Raw genomic sequence first — 16,547 nt, 5'->3', positions numbered from 1 at the left:
GGGGTGCGACGGGTCGTGAGTTGGACGTTACTCGCTCTAAAGATGTTTCAATTCACGCACCCCGTGTGGGGTGCGACCAATTGTGCGTCCGTTATTAGAGCCGTAGTCTGTGTTTCAATTCACGCACCCCGTGTGGGGTGCGACTTGAGACCTCTAGGGTCTAGCCCTTAGAACTTAGTTTCAATTCACGCACCCCGTGTGGGGTGCGACTTTGTGTGTTGGGGTCTTTGACCTCAAGTCTTACGTTTCAATTCACGCACCCCGTGTGGGGTGCGACACCGCACCATATCAATCGCTTTCAACATCTGTTGAGTTTCAATTCACGCACCCCGTGTGGGGTGCGACTTCTTGTTACCTTTGCAGTAACAAAGGAGAGGAGTAGTTTCAATTCACGCACCCCGTGTGGGGTGCGACACCGCAGCCCAGGCTCTTCACCAGCTGCTGGATGTTTCAATTCACGCACCCCGTGTGGGGTGCGACACTCGAAAGCAAGCTTCTAGACCCCCAGCAAGGCGTTTCAATTCACGCACCCCGTGTGGGGTGCGACTCAATCTCTTGCAACATCTGTTGAAACTCATCTGCAGTTTCAATTCACGCACCCCGTGTGGGGTGCGACTGCCGCGCTACCTCGCCATGGCGCTCTCACGCAAGTTTCAATTCACGCACCCCGTGTGGGGTGCGAACCTCTGCGTCCACCAGCTCCACATACTGCTCGCGGTTTCAATTCACGCACCCCGTGTGGGGTGCGAATAACTACACGAGATCGAGGCAGGGCTAAACAGCGTTTCAATTCACGCACCCCGTGTGGGGTGCGATGCGATGCCCAAAGGTACGCATTAGTTGAGGATTAGACGATGATGAACTGCGAATAGGAGACTACGAGCGGACGTATTCGTTGCATTGGCGGTGACTGCGAGACGGTATGTGCTTGGATCTCAGCGTATGCGAATAGACTGCCTTTTCACTGATCGCTTGGCATTCGCAGAGGTGTACAAGAGCGAACGAGTCGGACCGCTAAATGAGTAGCACGCCCTCGGGATCTACGCCTTTTGTTTTGCCAATGGTGGTGATCTTAGACTGGTAGTTGGTACCGAGGTGGTAGATGCGTAGCGAGTCGCTCGAGAGGTTGATCGTGTCCGTGAGAGCAGCCTCCAACTCCACTCTTTGGGCAGGAGAGACGAGGCACTCAAAGACCGAGTTCTGGACACGCTGGCCGTAGTTTTGGCATATCTTCGCCACTTGGCGAAGTCGCTTAGCCCCGTCGGGCGAGGCAGTGTTCACATCGTAGGTGACAAGTAGGTACATCAGCTTTGGATTAGGAAGACAGGGTAGTCATCGAGGTCTCCTCGGAGGCATCGAGCTAAGAGCAACGCCTGAGCATAGGGGAGCAGTCCTATGGGTATGCGCTCCTGAAGGAAAGGGTGCATGATCTCCTCTCGCTTACGCTGCTGCCAAGCGGCTAAGAGCTCTTTGCGGGGTTCGTCTCTGAGGATGTAGCCGTTTTCGCCTTGGGTGATGAAGTCTGAGGGGGCTACTTGTCGTTTGTTGATGACAGTCAGGACGAAGCGATCCACGAGGTAGGCGCGAAGCTCCTCCATAAGGTCTAAAGCAAGGCTTGCTCTGCCTGGTCTGTCCGTATGGAGGAAGCCCACGTATGGATCCAGTCCTACGGTTTCGAGCGCTGCCGTGACCTCGTGGGCGAGGATAGTGTAGAAGAACGAGAGCAACGCATTGGTCTCATCGAGAGGCGGTCGTCGGGATCGTCCCTCGAAGGTGAACTCCGGTCGCCGTATGAGGTGGTGAAAGAGGGCAAAGTATTGCTGTGCTGCTAAGCCCTCTACACCCATAACGGTCATGCGGTCACGCTTGTAGGCTAAGCTTTTCTGCAAAGTTTTGAGCTGGCTGAGTGCCTCTTGAAAGGTTGCCTCCACGCCCTCTGTCGGGTGGTAATCTCTCACATATCTACTCAACACCGATCGCTGGTTGGCTATCTTGGCCGAGATAAATAGTGCAGCGAAGTGAGCTGCAGCTGGTTCGTCGTCAGCGATGCGGTACTGCGTGCGTCTCAGGAGGACGTTACCCCTCGTGGGTCCCTCTAGCGAACCTATGTAGCGACCTGTGGGTGTGAGGAATGTGAGCTTGACACCCTCCTGTACGCAGAGCTGCATCAGCCCTGGCGAAGCGCCCATATAGGAGAATGTAATGATCCCCTCGAGATTGTGTATCGGTATGCGAAAGGTCTCCTCTCCATCTATGCGTGCCACGACATTGGTGCCGTCCTTGAGGAGATAGACGTTGGGCGTGAGGATATAGAGGGTGTTGAGTAGCTTTCTCATAAGGTGAGTATGTCGTGATGCTTTAGGTAACTCTTTGCCGAACGGTGTGATGCGATACGAGGCATGCACTCGTCGAGGAGAGAGCAGGAGCGACACTGCCGGGTGTAGTGCGCTGGTATAGGCGTACGCTGTGCAAAGGCCTCGTGCATCTTACGCGCCACCTCGGAGCACGCCGTCCGCAGGGCGTCGTCCATCTCGACCTGTAGGCGATGCCGTGTCTCTCCATAGTAAAGTGCTCCGAAGGGAATAGAGACTTGGTACATCTCCTCAAGGGCTATGGCCTGAGCACAGAGTTGTAGCTTGTCAGCGAGGTGAGTCTTAGGCTTGCCACGCTTATATTCGACAGGTGTCGCCTGCCATGCCCCTGGGTACTTAGGGTGTCGGAAGGGGCTCAGGCATTGATCCCGAAGCGGGGTCAGCTCGACCGCATCGGACAGCCCGTATAGTCCCAAAGAGTAGGAGACGAGCGGCACCCTCCTCATAGTGATCGTGTCTCCCACGCGAGCACTCAGCTCAGGCTGGTCCACACGCTTGTGGAGGATCTGCCCTAGCGCAGTGAGGTGGTTGTCCTGCCATAGTTGCTCTAGGGTGATCAGTTGCCACTGACGTGGACAGAAGCAGTAGTGCTGTATCTCAGAGATTGTCAGTAGCTCCTCGTCGCTGTAGCGTCTCATGGGAAAGGTTGTTTTAGAGAAAAGCCCCTGCCGTAGTTGCGTGCGCTACGGAAGGGGCTTTTGTGTAAAAGCGGGCTAGACGAGCTCGACGATCTCGACACCCTGGAGTCCGTTGCGATCGATCTGGACGGTGTAGTCGGAGAAGTCGCGTGCGGGACCTGTGAGCCCCTCACGTCGTGCTACAGTGACACGCTCGAAGAGCTTGTGCGCAGAGGCATTGCCCAGAGGGGATTCGTGCTTGAAGATGATCAACTTCTGCAGGCTCATGAGTCCACGGGCTGCGGAGTGATCTAGGTCAAACATATTCTGGAGTGCCTCCCAGAAGAGCTTCAAGTCATCCTCCGTGAAGCCTGTGTCCTCAGCGAAGTGTGGCGTCACGAAGCCATACATCTTATAGAGTCCGTAGGGCACGGTGGCTTTGCGCCCCATGGTCCGGTTGCCGCCCTTGTCGTCAGCCTCTTCGTTGGCCTTTTGCTCCTTAGCGTCTGTGGCAGCCATACGTGTGATGGTATGCTCGTGAGGGAAGATCGGATCAATGGAGCGTGCGAAGGTTAGCTGGATGGGACCACGCACCTGACCGGCATTGTTGCCCGTGGAGAGGACAGCTCCGAAGGCACGTATGTCGTAGTACTTCTGACACATGAGGGCACGAGCCTTGTCACGGTCTGAGGCGTTTTTCGTCTTAGCATCCTTGCCTGTAGCCTCTTCGACAGCCTCATTGATGGAGTCATTGAGGACGGAGTTCTCTCTGACGAAGATACCTTGGTCAGTCGCCATCTGTATGTAGTTGCGCACCTTGCGCTTGATACATACATCCGTGACGAGTCCCTCGCCAGTCTCAGGGTCTACGCGGGGCAGGTTGCCACCATCAGGGTCTCCATTGGGGTTGCCATCCTTGACATCAAAGAGTAGGATGAAGTCATATCTATTCTGTAACATGATTATATGGGTTATTGTTCTGTTTCTTCTGTTGGGTTGGTTGTCTCTTCCTTCCTATAAGTATCAACTTTCTGATGATAGTAGCCTACGGCAAAGAGGCTCTGCTCATCTAGCGAGAAGGTCGCGGGGAATGTGGGCGCCTCAGCTGGGATCAAGGCGAAGATCTCTCCGAGGAGCTTCTCGAGATTTACTGCTAATCCAGGCTTCTCCTTGCGTAGCTTGCTCAGGTGGTGGTTGGACAGTGCGATGAGTCGTCCCATCACCATGTTAGGGCGAGTGGAGGCGCTGGCGTAAAAGCGATCTCGTATGGTCGCATTGACCCCTTTGCCTAGTGAAGCTTGCTGGATCTGCTCGAGGACGGCAAAGAGGCGTCCTGCGAGGTAGGCGATGTTGTCGTTTTGCTTGTCTAAAGCCATATCTAGTTCTTTTAGTTGTTTATATATTCTTGCTTTGCGGTTGATGCAGCCCTTGAGGATGGCCGCTCGTAGCTCGGAGACTGTGCGCTCCTGCGTGATGCGATTGACGCAGGCCTGCTGGAGGGTCATCGGATAAGGGTTGCCACTGAGGATGCTCTCGACGATGCTCTGCACAAGGTTCGTGGCGAAGGTGCTCGACTTGGAGGGCGTGGAGACACTCTTCACGATACCATAGAGTGAGCGTAGGGGAGGGTTCTCCTCATCTACGAAGCCATCCCAGCTGATGATGTTCATATCGACGAGATGCTGGTAGACCCTGTCGAAGATCTCCGATACAGTCCCCTGCTGCCAATACTTGATGGTGATGCGTCCGCCCGCTGTTAGTCCGAGGACGTAAAATTGTCGCGCATCTTCCCAATGCTCTCCTTGACCACGGTTGCCACGGATCGTTTTGAATTGCTCAAGTACTTTATAGGTGTCCTGAGTTGGGTTGGGGGCTTTCTTTTTACTCTTACCTTTTCGCTTAGGCTGTTCATCGTCTGTGTCGGATTGCTCCTGAGTATCGTCATCCCTTACGCCTTCGAAGGTTACGGTACGAAAGGTTTCGTTGATACTAGGATCGTCAAGGTCTGAATTCCAAAAGACATAGCTGATGTCTCCGAGCGTGTAGCGTGTCTGCTCATTGCGAAGCAACTCATTGAGCGCCGTGGTATGGGCAAAGGAGGCGTACTTAGAAATCGGCGCATTCTCGCCCTGCTTCTTGCCATAGGAAAGGTAGGCAGGATCGTTGAAGCTAGCTATCGTGGCTCCCGCCTGCGAGCCTGGAGCTACAATCCGAGCGTGAAAGGCTGCTAGGGGCTTCTCCTCTCCCGTGATGAGGCATCGCCCAAGGTTGTCCTCCGTACTGTAGGCTTGAGCGGCAAGGTCGTACGCATCATCTTGTGTAGCTAGCAGCTCTGTGTCTCCTTGTAGCTGGAAGGTCATCCAGTCTGATGCTAAGATGCGCTCGGTCTGAGCCTCTTCGGGGAGAGGAGTCTCGGCTCCGAGGTAGTGATCGTAGAAGCGACAGACCGCCTTAAAGCTAGCATTGTCTGGGTAGTGCTCAGCGATCTCGGCCATAACCCGCTTGAAGTCCTCAAGACGGTCCGTACAGGGTGACACCCCTTCGGCACTCTCTTCATACCCTAGGATATACTTGCGATTGTCCCAAAAGGGTTGAGCGGGTGGACACTTACCGCTACGCTTTAGTCCAGCTGGAACTAGATAGTCCTGCCCCTTGCTCTTCTTGTCACTTGGATCTTTGAGGTCTTTTAGTCGGACGAAGGAGCCATCTTCGCGAATGACTATGACCCAGCGAATGGGCTTGACCTCTAGTCCAGGGGTCGCTATGCGATGTGCCTTGCGCATCGCCTCGTAGTAGTTGTATAGTGCTTGTAGGATCATCTCAGTATCTCATTACTATCCATCGGGGGGACGAGGATGACACCATCGGTCATCTGCGCATGATAAAACATAGCTGGAGGATTCTTCCTATCCCGCTCGAAGTCCATGTCGTAGAGCATGATGCTCAGGTCGCGACTCTCAGGGATTGGCTTGGGCTCTAGGGATGTCTCTCCATGCTCTAGGTCCACATACTCAAAGGCGCAGGTGAACTCACGGCACCCTAGGTAAGGCATCGTGAAGCACTGCCCAGCTTTGGCTCTGCGCTCGAATATCTCTTGGTACTTCCTTGGGTTCTCCGCTTTGCGCTCGGCTTCGCTGTACTCCTCGTTGTAGTGCTTCTGACAACTAGCTGAGCGGTTCCTCACGGGGATGTAGACCATCTTGGCATAGATCCGATAGTCTACGTCACGCAATATGTAGGAGGCACGCTGTCTGCGATCCTCTGAAACGTTGATGCCAGTACTTCCTTTGCTCATGATAGAGGCCACCTCATTTCGCTTGATGGTAAACCGCTTGATCGGGGCTAGCACCTCTATCTTCGTGATCTCCCAGCGTATGGCGGGCTTCCAGTAGATCGCCTGAAAGATGGCTCGCGCTGCACTAGGCGTGATCACATCATAGCTGACACGCTCCACCTTCATCTCGGGGCGTGTGAAGCAAGCAAAAGGGCCACGCACACGCAGGCAGTACTCCTTGTCTATATACTCTTCCATATATCTATACTTTCAAGAATGTTGATGTCTGATCGATTATCTGTATCCCAGTCTCCGAGCTGTAGAGCTTATCATTGGTTAAATAAGCGATGCCGCTCTCGTTTACTGAGGTATTCCCCTCCAAAGTTAAACAATCTTTTCGTTTTAAACCAACGGTAAGACGATTCATTTGTCGGTACTCCTGTCGTGTCAGCGGAAGGTTGCTTTGGAGCTTCTTGATGATCGCTTTTCCCGCATCGCCATAGGGTATAACGATCGGGGTATCCTGATTCTCAATGTATCTAAAGTTCTCGCTCGCTGTCTCATACTCGAAGCGTAGCCCCTCACATCGATCGTCATCCACATCCCAAAGCAGTGGGGAGACCCTCTTATCTTTCTCCTTGGTCTTCTTGTTGTCGAAGCAGTCGACATCATTATAGAATGCCTGGTAGTAGCGCTCGATCTCGGCTTTCTGTGGAGCTCCCTGCTCAGTCAGCCGATCAAGCAGATCCTCCAGGGCACCTTGCGCCCAGCTCATCTCACCCGGGATGTCCGTCCCATCAGTAAGGCGAAAGATGTAGACCTCGCCAGGCTCTGCCATACGCCCCTCACGGTTGCACCGCCCAGCGGCCTGCATGACCGAGTCTAAACCCGCCATTGCTCGGTAGACCACGGGGAAGTCTAGGTCTACACCAGCCTCGACCAACGGTGTACTGACGACACGCACCGGCTCTCCAGCCTTCAGGCGATGGCGTATCTCCTCTATGCGCTTCTGAATGTGCGCCGAGCACATCCTTCGTGAGAGATGGATCAGCCCCTCGCCCGACTTGTCTTGAGCTTGCAGAGCCGCATAGAGACGAGCCGCATCCTTGCGACTGTTTACGATACAGAGGAAGCTCTCGTGCTCGCCCAACCGCTCGGCCAGCTCCTCCGTAGAGAGCCGAAGCGGATCCCAATGGTAGCGAACCTTGTCAAAGGGCGCGAAGCGCTCGGCATCATAAGGTACAACCTCCTGAATGCGCTCCTCGAGGAAGAAGAACTCATGGCCGATCCGCTTGCTGTCTGCTAGGATGTCTTTGTCAAAGACTGGTAGCGTGGCGGTGCAGAAGAGAGGCTCCACACGGAAGGTGTAGTGAAGACTCTCCACCACACGCAGGATCGGGTTGAGCAGCCGAGGGGGAAACATCTGCACCTCGTCAAAGACAACGACAGAATTGCAAATGTTGTGGAGCTTGCGACAGCGACTCACACGATGAGCGTAGAGCGACTCGAAGAACTGCACGTTGGTCGTCACCACGAGCGGCACATCCCAGTTTTCCGTCATGAGCTTGGTGTACTCCAGAGCTTCGTCGGGTCGCTCCTTGGCATCTACATCTGAATGATGCTCTAGCACTTGATCCGCCCCAAAGATGTCCCTAAAGGTTTGCGCCGTCTGGGTGATGATCGAGGTGTAGGGGATGACGTAGATGATGCGCTCACACCCTTGCGCTATGGCATGCTCTAGAGCCCACATCATCGAGGAGACCGTCTTGCCCGCACCAGTAGGGAGCGTGAGCGAGTAAATCTTGCGCTTAGCCGTGCGCCCATGGTTGCGGCATTGGTCGAGGAAGGCTGCTCGCGCCTCATTGATCCTCCCCTCACGGTTGAAATGCGACACATACTCCTCTAGCTGAGCGCGCATTTGCTCTAGTGAAGCCTTGGCACTCTGACGAACAAGGCTCTTGTCGGGAGACATAAACCGCTCCGTGTCAAGGAAGTCTGCGTCTACTAGACAGGAGAAAAGCATCCGAACCAGTAGCTGGTAGTCTTCCTCGTCTAGCTTGTCCCACATCGTAGCGACCTTGTCTAGAGAGGCTTTGTGAAGCAGCTCTTCAAGCTGGAGCGCCTCAGGTCGAAGTCCCTTGACCAAGTTCGCTACTGCTCTCTTAGTATCACTAGAACTGACAACTTGCCCTCGCCACTCGGAGTCATTGTAGAGACCTCGGTGGTGAGCCCCGATGCAGAGCGAGAGGATCTTGAGAAGTTGCTGACTACCGCCCGCTTGCTTTAAGTCGTAGGCGTAGCGTGCTCCTGCGGGGCTGTGTGGGGTGCGCCACCCGTTGAGCGTTGGGTCTAGACCTGACTGCTGACGTATGTAGCGCTGGAAGCCCTCCTGGTATTTACCCAAGTCGTGCAGGAGCCCCAGCAGGTAACCGATCTCGCCAAGCTCTGGATAATCGGTGATGCGCTCAGCGTAGCTCTGCGCCAGCTCCGCCACGCCGTGTAGATGATCTAGTAGAGGCTGCGTCTCGTAGGAGCCATCCTCTAGAGCCCTTACGTGGGCTATCTGCTCTGTGTTGCTCATAGTGTGGATTATTCGTTACTCGTATTGCTTTGATACAACGGACGCACAGACCATAGCCCTACTACGAGGCGATACGTCTGTGCGTCCGTTTCTGTTGCAATACTTAATGTCAATCTTTATCTTGATGGGGGGTTAGCTTTCTTGCTCATAATAATACGAGTAGTCGATCCCCTTCATAAAAGTTGCTCTATCGTTTACCTTATCCGTAAGTGCAGCGTGTAGTAGACCTCTCAAGCTTGTGGCATCTGCCACACTGGCTCTCATAGCTTCGAGATAGGTATACTTATCCACTTGGCTCCAGTCCACACACAGTCCAAGGTGCTTCTTGAGCATTAAGTCGAGCCAAATACGTGTGGCACGCCCATTACCTTCCCTAAAAGGATGAGCGATATTCATCTCTACATACTTATCAATGATCTGCTCCCATGTCTGCTCTGGCATTCGCTCTATACTAGTGAGGGTGTCAGGTAGGTACTGAGCCATGGCAAACTGAAAGCCTCCTTTGGCGATATTGACTTGCCTGATTTGTCCTGCAAAGTCGTAAAGTCCACCAAATAGATAAGCATGTATCTGTTGCAGTCCTTGCACCGTACCCACTTCGATACTGTCTAAGAGGTCGCTTTCAAAAAGGGTATACGCTTTGGAGCGACTGTGCCCATCAATAGTCTCTTCTCCTCCCACAAACCACTGCACGAAACGCATAGCCCGATCATTGGGAAAGTTCTGTGCGAGAGCCACGACTCCTTTGTCATCAAGGGTGTCCGTTAGGCGCATCTTTCCATCAGGAGCGAGGAGTTTCAACTGGTTAGTGGCACTAACCACTTCACTTTCCTCCCTTTTGAGTTTCGTCTTTAGATACTTCCAGTAGTTTCTGTTTTTGTTGTAATCGTCTTGGTCGTTGAGCACTCCTATGATGTCCAACACAGAGAACCACCACTTAGACTCAGTCTCGTCCCAAACGGCTCGTACATCTCGGTCATTGAAAAATCGTATCGAGATCTTGCTCATACGCTGCGTGTGAGTTTGCTAGGCATCTATGGCATACGCTACCAAGGCGGGGCTAGTGCTTGCCGACCTTGGTGAGGAGGTTGCCCACCTCGCTGGCGGAGACTTCCTTGATGCCTCCTAGAGCGGAGAGGATGCCCGTCGCCTCGTAGGGGAGGAAGAGCGTCTTGTCGGAGCTGTTGCGACCGATCTTCTCAAGCGTGTCTAGATAGCGCATAGCTATAAGGTACTGCGTAGGATTGCTGCCCGTGCTGGCGACTGCGGAGGTGATGCGCTCGATGGCCTCTGCCTCAGCCTCTGCACGAAGGATGGTAGCACGAGCGTCAGCCTCGGCAGCGAGGATCTGCGCTTTCTTCTCACCCTCGGCATGGTTGACCGACTCAGTCATACGACCCTCAGACTCACGGATCATAGCCTCCTTCTGACCCTCAGCGGTGAGTACCTGAGCACGCTTATCACGCTCGGCACGCATCTGCTTTTCCATTGCATCGCGTATGTCTCGGGGCGGGTTGATGTCTTGTAGCTCCACGCGGTTCACCTTGACACCCCACTTATTGGTCGCCTCGTCGAGGATGTCGCGCAGCTTGCTATTGATCGTGTCACGGCTGGTGAGCGTCTCGTCGAGATCCATCTCGCCGATCACGTTACGCAGCGAAGTCTGCGTGAGCATCTCGATAGCTACGGGGAGGTTGGAGATCTCGTAGACCGCTTTGAGCGGCTCGACGATCTGGAAGTAAAGAACCGCATTGATCTCAGTCACAACGTTGTCACGGGTGATGACGCTCTGACGGGCGAAGTCGTAGACATTCTCTCGTAGGTCGATGCGGTCAGTATTGATAAAGCGTACGAGCGTGCCACCCTTGCTGGATGAAGCTGTGATACGCCAAACCATAGGGCGTGGCTTATCAATGAAAGGAATGATCAAGTTGATACCCGAGGGGAGCGTCTTGAGATAGCGCCCGAGACGCTCGACGATCATTGTCTCAGACTGCTGGACGATAACCAGACCCTTGGCGATGATGTAGATGACTAGGAGGACGAGTACGCCCAGTACGATGAGGGATGCTTCCATATATGTGTAATGTTTGGGGTTGTTATTCTGCTGATTGTGTGATCGGTTCGACGATCATGACGATGCTATCGTTGCTGACGATGCGGACCATCTCGCCACGTGGGATGACCATGTCGGGAGCCACCGTGCGGGCGCGCCAGTTGTCCCCGTCCACAGCGATGCGACCCGTCTCTCGACTAGCGTCTATGCACTCGGTGACACGAGCCGTGCGCCCGTAGAGCGCCTCAACGCCTGTGCGAGCGGACTCTTTGTTGCGACTGAGGCGGCGAACCATAGGGCGCAGGAGCAAAAGGGCAAGGATCGACCCAATGCAAAAGGTAATCACCTGCCAAGTGATCGAGGCGCCGAGGGCTGCGGGCAGGATTGCCAGCAAAGCTCCTATGCCAAAGCAGGCGACGACGAAGCCGGGCGTGAGTAGCTCAACGAGTAGGAGCAGTAGCCCAGCGATGAGCCAGAAGTAGATGGGAGAGTCAAGCATAGCTTTAGTTGTGGATTAGAGGAGAGCTTCAATATCCTTGGCTAAGTTCTTCGGGAGCTTAGCCGATCCGTAGCGGGTTATCTCGGTGCCGTCACGGGAGATGAGAAACTTGTTGAAGTTCCACTGTATCGGCTTGACTGGCAGGTCTGAGTCTTGGCTCGTCTCCTCCTTGAGGAGCTTGAAGAGCGGGTGGGCGTGGGGTCCGTTGACCTCTACCTTCTGCATGATGGGGAAGGTGACGCCGTAGTTGACCTGACAGAAGTTGCGTATCTCCTCGTCAGTGCCTGGGTCTTGCCCGCCAAACTGATTGCAGGGGAAGCCCAGTAGGACGAGCCCCTTGTCGTGGTACTGCTTGTACAGCTCCTCGAGCCCAGCCAGCTGAGGCGTGTAGCCACACTTGCTAGCGGTATTGACGATGAGGAGCACTTTGCCACGAAGGCTCGCTAAGTCTAGCGGCTCGCCTTGAGAGGTCAGGACGGTGAAGTCGTATATAGTTGCCATAGTATTCGTTGTTCTTTACACTATGACAAAGATACACTTTAGCCGAGATAATTGCAACAGTCTTATGACGCATTTTTAGTTTCTCCTAGGTGAAACTCCAGTTTCTCCCGCATGAAACTCTAGTTTCTCCCGTATGAAACTCTAGTTTCACCTAGGTGAAACTAAAGTTTCAGGTAGCTTGGTACAAAAGTTTCATCCTAGTGGTACTGATAGTTAGCTTCGATTATGATATGTTCGTTGGGGAGCTACTTGTTGGTCTTGCTATAGACTTGGTCGGGTGGGAGGCGTGCGACGAGACGTAGAGTGCGGTAAGGTTGCTAACTTTGCACTCCGTAATGTCTTATCTACAGATCTATGAATCCTTGGTTAACGGTTGCTCTGCTGGTTGTCTCTAACGTCTTTATGACCTTCGCATGGTACGGACACATTAAGCTGGAGCAGATGCGAGTCATCACGGACCACACACCACTCTATCTAGTGATCCTGCTGAGCTGGTGCTTGGCGCTCTTTGAGTACTCCTTTCAGATCCCGGCCAATCGCTACGGCTACGTCGGCAACGGCGGGGCCTTTAGCTTGATGCAGCTCAAGGTGATCCAGGAGGTGGTGTCGATTACGGTTTTTACGCTCTTCTCGGTGATCTTCTTTCGTGGAGAGCCGTTGCAGTGGAACCACTTAGCCGCTTTCGCCTGCCTTGTTCTAGCGGTTTACTTTGTCTTCCTAAAGTGAGACTGTTGCAGTCAACAGTCTCACAATCTTGCTTGCAAGATTGTCCAGACTTTGCAGAAAGGATGAAGCGCAAGGCGCTGAGGGTGAGGTCTGAAGGGAGCATACCTCCGTATGTGACCGAAGCCGAATTCCGAAAGCAACGCAGCGATTCGCCTTTATGCAGCAGTCTTAAAGTAGGCGGCTCACGAGGGGAGCTGGTCGTAGGTGTGCCGACGACGGAGGTGGTACTGCCAGAGGAGCGAGTAGCGCGCTATGGGCGGGGTTGCCGTGGGCTGGTACCAGGGTTGCTCGGCGGAGAGGGCGAGCTGGCGACGGGTGCGGTAGAAGTCGCGCACGGCTCGCAGTACGGCTGATGCGTGCTGGGGCTGCCCCTTGACGAGGAAGGTGAGGGCGGCGAGCAGGTCTAGCGGTAAGCGACAGAGGAGGATGTGCCTGCGGGCATGCCGTGTGGGGAGGTTCTTGTAGAGCATGCGGAGGTTGTTGCGAAAGTTGAGGTAGCTCTTCCTCGGGCTCCCCATCTCGAGTGTAGCTCCTCCGAGATGGTAGACGACGCTGTCGGGGGTGTAGCGGAGACGACCGCCTGCAAGCCAGAGCCGCCACGACAGATCAATCTCCTCCATGTGAGCGAAGAAGCTCTCGTCGAAGCCGCCTACCTGCCAAAACGCTTCGCTACTGACGAAGTAGCAGGCGCCTGTCGCCCAGAGTATCTCGCACTCCTCGTCATACTGCCCATGATCCAGCTCGACGGTGTCGAAGAGACGACCCCGACAGTAGGGATAACCCCAGCGATCTAGCTCTCCACCAGCAGCGCCGGCGTACTCAAACGCTTCGGGCTGGCGGTCACTGCGCAGCTTGGGTTGTACGGCTGCGAGACCTTCCCTTAGCAAAGCTAGCGGACGGTCGCACCAGTGGGGCGAGACACGTACGTCGCTATTGAGGAGACAATAATAAGAGTAGTTGAGCTGACGAAGCCCTTGGTTGTAGCCTCCTGCGAAGCCGTAGTTTTCGGATAGACGAACGAGCTTGACTTGCGGGAAAGCCTCCTGCAGGTAAGCGAGCGAGTCGTCTGTTGAACCGTTGTCTATGACCACGAGGTCGGCCATCTCAGGCGGTGTGTGCGCCACGAGGGGCGGGATGTACTCCTCGAGGAGCTTGCGCCCGTTCCAGTTGAGGACGACGATGGCTAGGTCGGGACGGTTCATAGGTCGGCTTATGGTTTGGTGGTGAAGGTTTGTCGCCGCACGCTCCAATGCGCTAGCTGTGCGGGGGTGATGGCTCCGACGAGCTCGGGGTCGTACGGCTGGGTGACGCGTATATAGTTGTCGGTGAAGCCCTCCATCATCTCGCCGTGGCGTGTTTCCTCCCAAAGAACGGGACGGACAGAGCCAGCGAAGGGAGCACAGAAAGCGTTGTGCCGTTCGCTGGAGAGAGCGAGGAGCTCTTTCGTGCGGAGCTTCTTTTCGGTTGCGGGTACAGCAGGCTTGATCTCTAGAGCTTTGGTGCCTTTGCGCTCGCTATAGGGGAAGACGTGCAGCTGGCTCCACGGTTGCGTTTTGAGGAAAGCCAAGGTCTCGGCATGATGCTCGGGCAGTTCGCCTCGCATGCCCGCAATGACATCGATACCGACGAAAGCATCGGGGATCAACTCGTAGATGAGCTTGAGCCGCTCGGCAAAGAGCTCCGTGTCGTAGTGCCGCCGCATCAGGCGCAGCACATGGTCGGAGCCAGACTGGAGGGGGATGTGGAAGTGCGGCATGAACTGTGCCGTCTCAGCGACGAACTGGATAATCTCTGGGGTCAGTAGCTCTGGCTCAATGGAGCCGATGCGGTAGCGGGCGATGCCTGCGACTTGTGTCAGTCGGTGGAGAAGCTCTAGGAGCGTTTCGCCTGTGGAGCGTCCGAAGTCACCGATGTTGACACCAGTCAAGATGATTTCCCTGCCACCTAGCTCAGCGACACGCTCCGCCTGCGCCACCAGTGAGGCGATGGATCCGTTGCGGCTGACGCCACGTGCGGCGGGTATGGTGCAGTAGGTGCAGTAGTAGTTGCAGCCGTCCTGCACTTTGAGGAAGTGGCGCGTACGGTCGTCCGAAGAGACGCTCGGCTCGAAGTGTTGGAGCTCTCGGCGGGCGGTGACGTGGGGCGTAGCTGCTTTCGGCTGGGTGCGCTTTTGGCACAGCTCGGTGAGGAGTGCGACGATTTCGCTTTTGCGCCCCGACCCAACGACGAGGTCTACGCCTGGCATCTGTGCGATCTGCTCGCCTTGTAGCTGGGCGTAGCAACCAGTCACGACGATGAGCGCCTCGGGGTACTCACGGTGCAGACGATTGATGAGACTACGGCACTTTTTGTCCGCTGTGTCAGTCACCGAGCAACTGTTGACGATGCAGATGTCGGGGAGCACCTCCGTCGTGTGGTGATGCTCGTCAGAGATGCGCTCCACGCCCACGGTCGCTAGCTGGCGAGCGATGGTCGAGGTTTCGGCATAGTTGAGGCGACAGCCCAGCGTGTAGAATGCAGCTCGCTTGCCAACGAGGGGATGGAGTCGGGGAGTGATCATAGCGAGTAGAGTAAAACGCCAGCAATGCCCGCCAGGACTATGAGCAGGATCGGGTGAACCCACTTCTTGTACAGAACGAGTCCCGTCACGGCGAAGATGAGGAAGCTGCGGTAGTCGATGAAGTTCTCCGTGACGATGATATTATCCACCGTGATCGGCGTACCAGCGGGGAGCGTGAGGAGCGTCCAAAGCCCTGGCTGTATCATCAGCATCAGAGCGGCGGCTGCGATGAGTCCGACACTGGCGGGGCGTATGCCGAGGAAGGCAGCATCGACGTAGCGATTGCTCCTAAAAGCTTGGAAGCTTCGGGAGATGATGAGGCAAAGAAAGAAGGAGGGAAGCATTACGGCGGTGGTTGCGAGGAGCGAGCCGAGGATGCTACCGCCCGTGACGGAGTAGCCGATGTAGGTAGCGCTGTTGATCCCAATGGGTCCTGGGGTTACTTGGCTGACGGCTACAATGTCGGTGAACTGCTGGTTCGTGAGCCAGTGGTACTTGTAGACCACTTCGTTTTGGATTAGCGAAAGCATCGCATAGCCTCCACCGAAGCCGAAGAGACCGATCTGAATGTAGACCCAAAAGAGCTGTAAGTAGATCATTGCCTTGCCGTCCTATTTCCTTCTCATGACACTATAGATGATCCCTCCGAGGGCAGAGCCTAGGATAATCCAGACGGGCGAGACGCCCATGAGCCAGACCAGCAGAGCGGATAGGATCGGTATCCAGACCATCCGCCAGGTGCCTTTCATCGCCCGCCACGTGGTGATGACGGGGATCGCAATCATTGCCACAACTGCGGGACGTATGCCGTACATGACCCGCTGTACCCAGACGTTGTCATTGACCTCTTGGTAAAACATTGCCAAGAGCAGGATGATGATAAAGGAGGGCAAGGTCGCACCAATAGCACAAGTCACCGCTCCGAGATAGCCTTTCAGTCGATAACCGATGAAAATTGACATATTGACCGCAAAGACCCCTGGTAGCGACTGCGACACGGCAAAGAGGTCGATGAACTCCTCGTCGGTCATCCAGTGGTTCTTCTCCACGACGTCATGCTGTATGAGCGAAAGCATAGCGTAGCCTCCCCCGAAGGTAAAGCCACCGATGCGAACGAATGTGATGAAGAGTCTCCAGAGCATCCTATCCTGTCTCGTCTATAGTCGATTACGTCGTGCGAAGTAGAGGACGAAGAGTAGGTTGAGCACAAGTAAGCCACCGCCTCCGAGGAGGACGTAGAGCTTGGCTCCATCAGCGACGGATAGTGCTACGATCATCCCTACGATGACGAGGAGCATCAGGACGAAGAGTGTCTTGTCGAGCCAGTTGAGTGGCTTCTTTTTATTGCGTGGCATATAGAG

At 54.9% G+C, this 16,547-nt stretch carries 17 protein-coding genes and 1 CRISPR repeat array; of the genes, 1 reads left to right on the top strand and 16 read right to left on the bottom strand.

Going from position 1 to position 16,547, the window contains the following annotated elements:
- Positions 1–44: 44 nt before the first annotated feature.
- A CRISPR array of direct repeats spans positions 45–816; the repeat unit is 33 nt; unit sequence GTTTCAATTCACGCACCCCGTGTGGGGTGCGAC.
- A gap of 198 nt (positions 817–1,014) precedes the next feature.
- The 11 genes from cas2 to PORUE0001_RS02140 all read right to left on the bottom strand — a co-directional run bounded on the left by cas2 (position 1,015) and on the right by PORUE0001_RS02140 (position 11,900).
- Positions 1,015–1,305: a CRISPR-associated endonuclease Cas2 gene (cas2, locus tag PORUE0001_RS02190; RefSeq protein ID WP_007364789.1), complete on the bottom strand. Its 291-nt coding sequence runs from the start codon at positions 1,303–1,305 to the stop codon at positions 1,015–1,017.
- Entirely contained in the window at positions 1,305–2,336 is a 1,032-nt protein-coding gene (gene cas1c / locus PORUE0001_RS02185; RefSeq protein WP_007364797.1) for a type I-C CRISPR-associated endonuclease Cas1c, read from the bottom strand. The genes cas2 and cas1c overlap by 1 nt, the downstream gene beginning before the upstream one ends.
- Entirely contained in the window at positions 2,333–3,010 is a 678-nt protein-coding gene (gene cas4 / locus PORUE0001_RS02180; protein ID WP_007364800.1) for a CRISPR-associated protein Cas4, read from the bottom strand. The genes cas1c and cas4 overlap by 4 nt, the downstream gene beginning before the upstream one ends.
- Positions 3,011–3,085: 75 nt before the next feature.
- Positions 3,086–3,949 carry a type I-C CRISPR-associated protein Cas7/Csd2 gene (gene cas7c / locus PORUE0001_RS02175; RefSeq protein ID WP_007364813.1) on the bottom strand — a complete coding sequence of 288 codons (864 nt, stop codon included), beginning with the start codon at positions 3,947–3,949 and terminating at the stop codon, positions 3,086–3,088.
- An 11-nt stretch (positions 3,950–3,960) separates the two neighbouring features.
- Positions 3,961–5,808 carry a type I-C CRISPR-associated protein Cas8c/Csd1 gene (gene cas8c / locus PORUE0001_RS02170; protein WP_007364828.1) on the bottom strand — a complete coding sequence of 616 codons (1,848 nt, stop codon included), beginning with the start codon at positions 5,806–5,808 and terminating at the stop codon, positions 3,961–3,963.
- The gene (gene cas5c / locus PORUE0001_RS02165) at positions 5,805–6,521 is read right to left on the bottom strand and encodes a type I-C CRISPR-associated protein Cas5c (RefSeq protein WP_007364798.1); all 717 of its coding nucleotides are present in this window, start codon (positions 6,519–6,521) and stop codon (positions 5,805–5,807) included. The genes cas8c and cas5c overlap by 4 nt, the downstream gene beginning before the upstream one ends.
- 4 nt (positions 6,522–6,525) lie before the next feature.
- Positions 6,526–8,844, bottom strand: coding sequence for a CRISPR-associated helicase/endonuclease Cas3 (locus tag PORUE0001_RS02160; protein ID WP_007364801.1), 2,319 nt, complete (start codon positions 8,842–8,844; stop codon positions 6,526–6,528).
- 132 nt (positions 8,845–8,976) lie between these two features.
- Positions 8,977–9,852, bottom strand: coding sequence for a protein adenylyltransferase Fic (fic, locus tag PORUE0001_RS02155; RefSeq protein ID WP_007364816.1), 876 nt, complete (start codon positions 9,850–9,852; stop codon positions 8,977–8,979).
- Positions 9,853–9,904: 52 nt separating this feature from the next.
- Positions 9,905–10,921 carry an SPFH domain-containing protein gene (locus PORUE0001_RS02150; protein ID WP_007364817.1) on the bottom strand — a complete coding sequence of 339 codons (1,017 nt, stop codon included), beginning with the start codon at positions 10,919–10,921 and terminating at the stop codon, positions 9,905–9,907.
- 22 nt (positions 10,922–10,943) lie between these two features.
- Positions 10,944–11,399: an NfeD family protein gene (locus PORUE0001_RS02145; protein WP_007364794.1), complete on the bottom strand. Its 456-nt coding sequence runs from the start codon at positions 11,397–11,399 to the stop codon at positions 10,944–10,946.
- Between the two features lie 15 nt (positions 11,400–11,414).
- Positions 11,415–11,900: a glutathione peroxidase gene (locus tag PORUE0001_RS02140; protein ID WP_007364803.1), complete on the bottom strand. Its 486-nt coding sequence runs from the start codon at positions 11,898–11,900 to the stop codon at positions 11,415–11,417.
- A 354-nt stretch (positions 11,901–12,254) separates the two neighbouring features.
- On the opposite strand from PORUE0001_RS02140, the gene PORUE0001_RS02135 reads away from it, so the two are divergent.
- On the top strand, positions 12,255–12,626 hold the full coding sequence (locus PORUE0001_RS02135; protein WP_007364795.1) for a DMT family protein: 372 nt from the start codon (positions 12,255–12,257) through the stop codon (positions 12,624–12,626).
- A 182-nt stretch (positions 12,627–12,808) separates the two neighbouring features.
- Here PORUE0001_RS02135 and PORUE0001_RS02130 read toward each other — a convergent pair whose 3' ends face one another.
- Genes PORUE0001_RS02130 through PORUE0001_RS02110 form a run of 5 tightly spaced genes read right to left on the bottom strand, consistent with a single transcriptional unit; the run spans position 12,809 to position 16,541 of the window.
- Positions 12,809–13,828: a glycosyltransferase family 2 protein gene (locus tag PORUE0001_RS02130; protein ID WP_007364806.1), complete on the bottom strand. Its 1,020-nt coding sequence runs from the start codon at positions 13,826–13,828 to the stop codon at positions 12,809–12,811.
- 8 nt (positions 13,829–13,836) lie between these two features.
- Positions 13,837–15,186, bottom strand: coding sequence for a tRNA (N(6)-L-threonylcarbamoyladenosine(37)-C(2))-methylthiotransferase MtaB (gene mtaB, locus PORUE0001_RS02125; RefSeq protein ID WP_007364831.1), 1,350 nt, complete (start codon positions 15,184–15,186; stop codon positions 13,837–13,839).
- Positions 15,183–15,785, bottom strand: a complete 603-nt coding sequence (locus tag PORUE0001_RS02120) for a chromate transporter (RefSeq protein WP_007364799.1) — start codon at positions 15,783–15,785, stop codon at positions 15,183–15,185. The genes mtaB and PORUE0001_RS02120 overlap by 4 nt, the downstream gene beginning before the upstream one ends.
- Before the next feature lie 12 nt (positions 15,786–15,797).
- Positions 15,798–16,328, bottom strand: a complete 531-nt coding sequence (locus PORUE0001_RS02115; RefSeq protein ID WP_007364815.1) for a chromate transporter — start codon at positions 16,326–16,328, stop codon at positions 15,798–15,800.
- A 15-nt stretch (positions 16,329–16,343) separates the two neighbouring features.
- Positions 16,344–16,541, bottom strand: coding sequence for a hypothetical protein (locus tag PORUE0001_RS02110; RefSeq protein WP_007364830.1), 198 nt, complete (start codon positions 16,539–16,541; stop codon positions 16,344–16,346).
- Between the last annotated feature and the right edge of the window lie 6 nt (positions 16,542–16,547).

It is taken from the genome of Porphyromonas uenonis 60-3, assembly GCF_000174775.1.
GTDB lineage: Bacteria > Bacteroidota > Bacteroidia > Bacteroidales > Porphyromonadaceae > Porphyromonas > Porphyromonas uenonis_A.
Note: the sequence above shows the minus strand (reverse complement) of the source record. Positions and strands in the feature narration are given on the sequence as shown.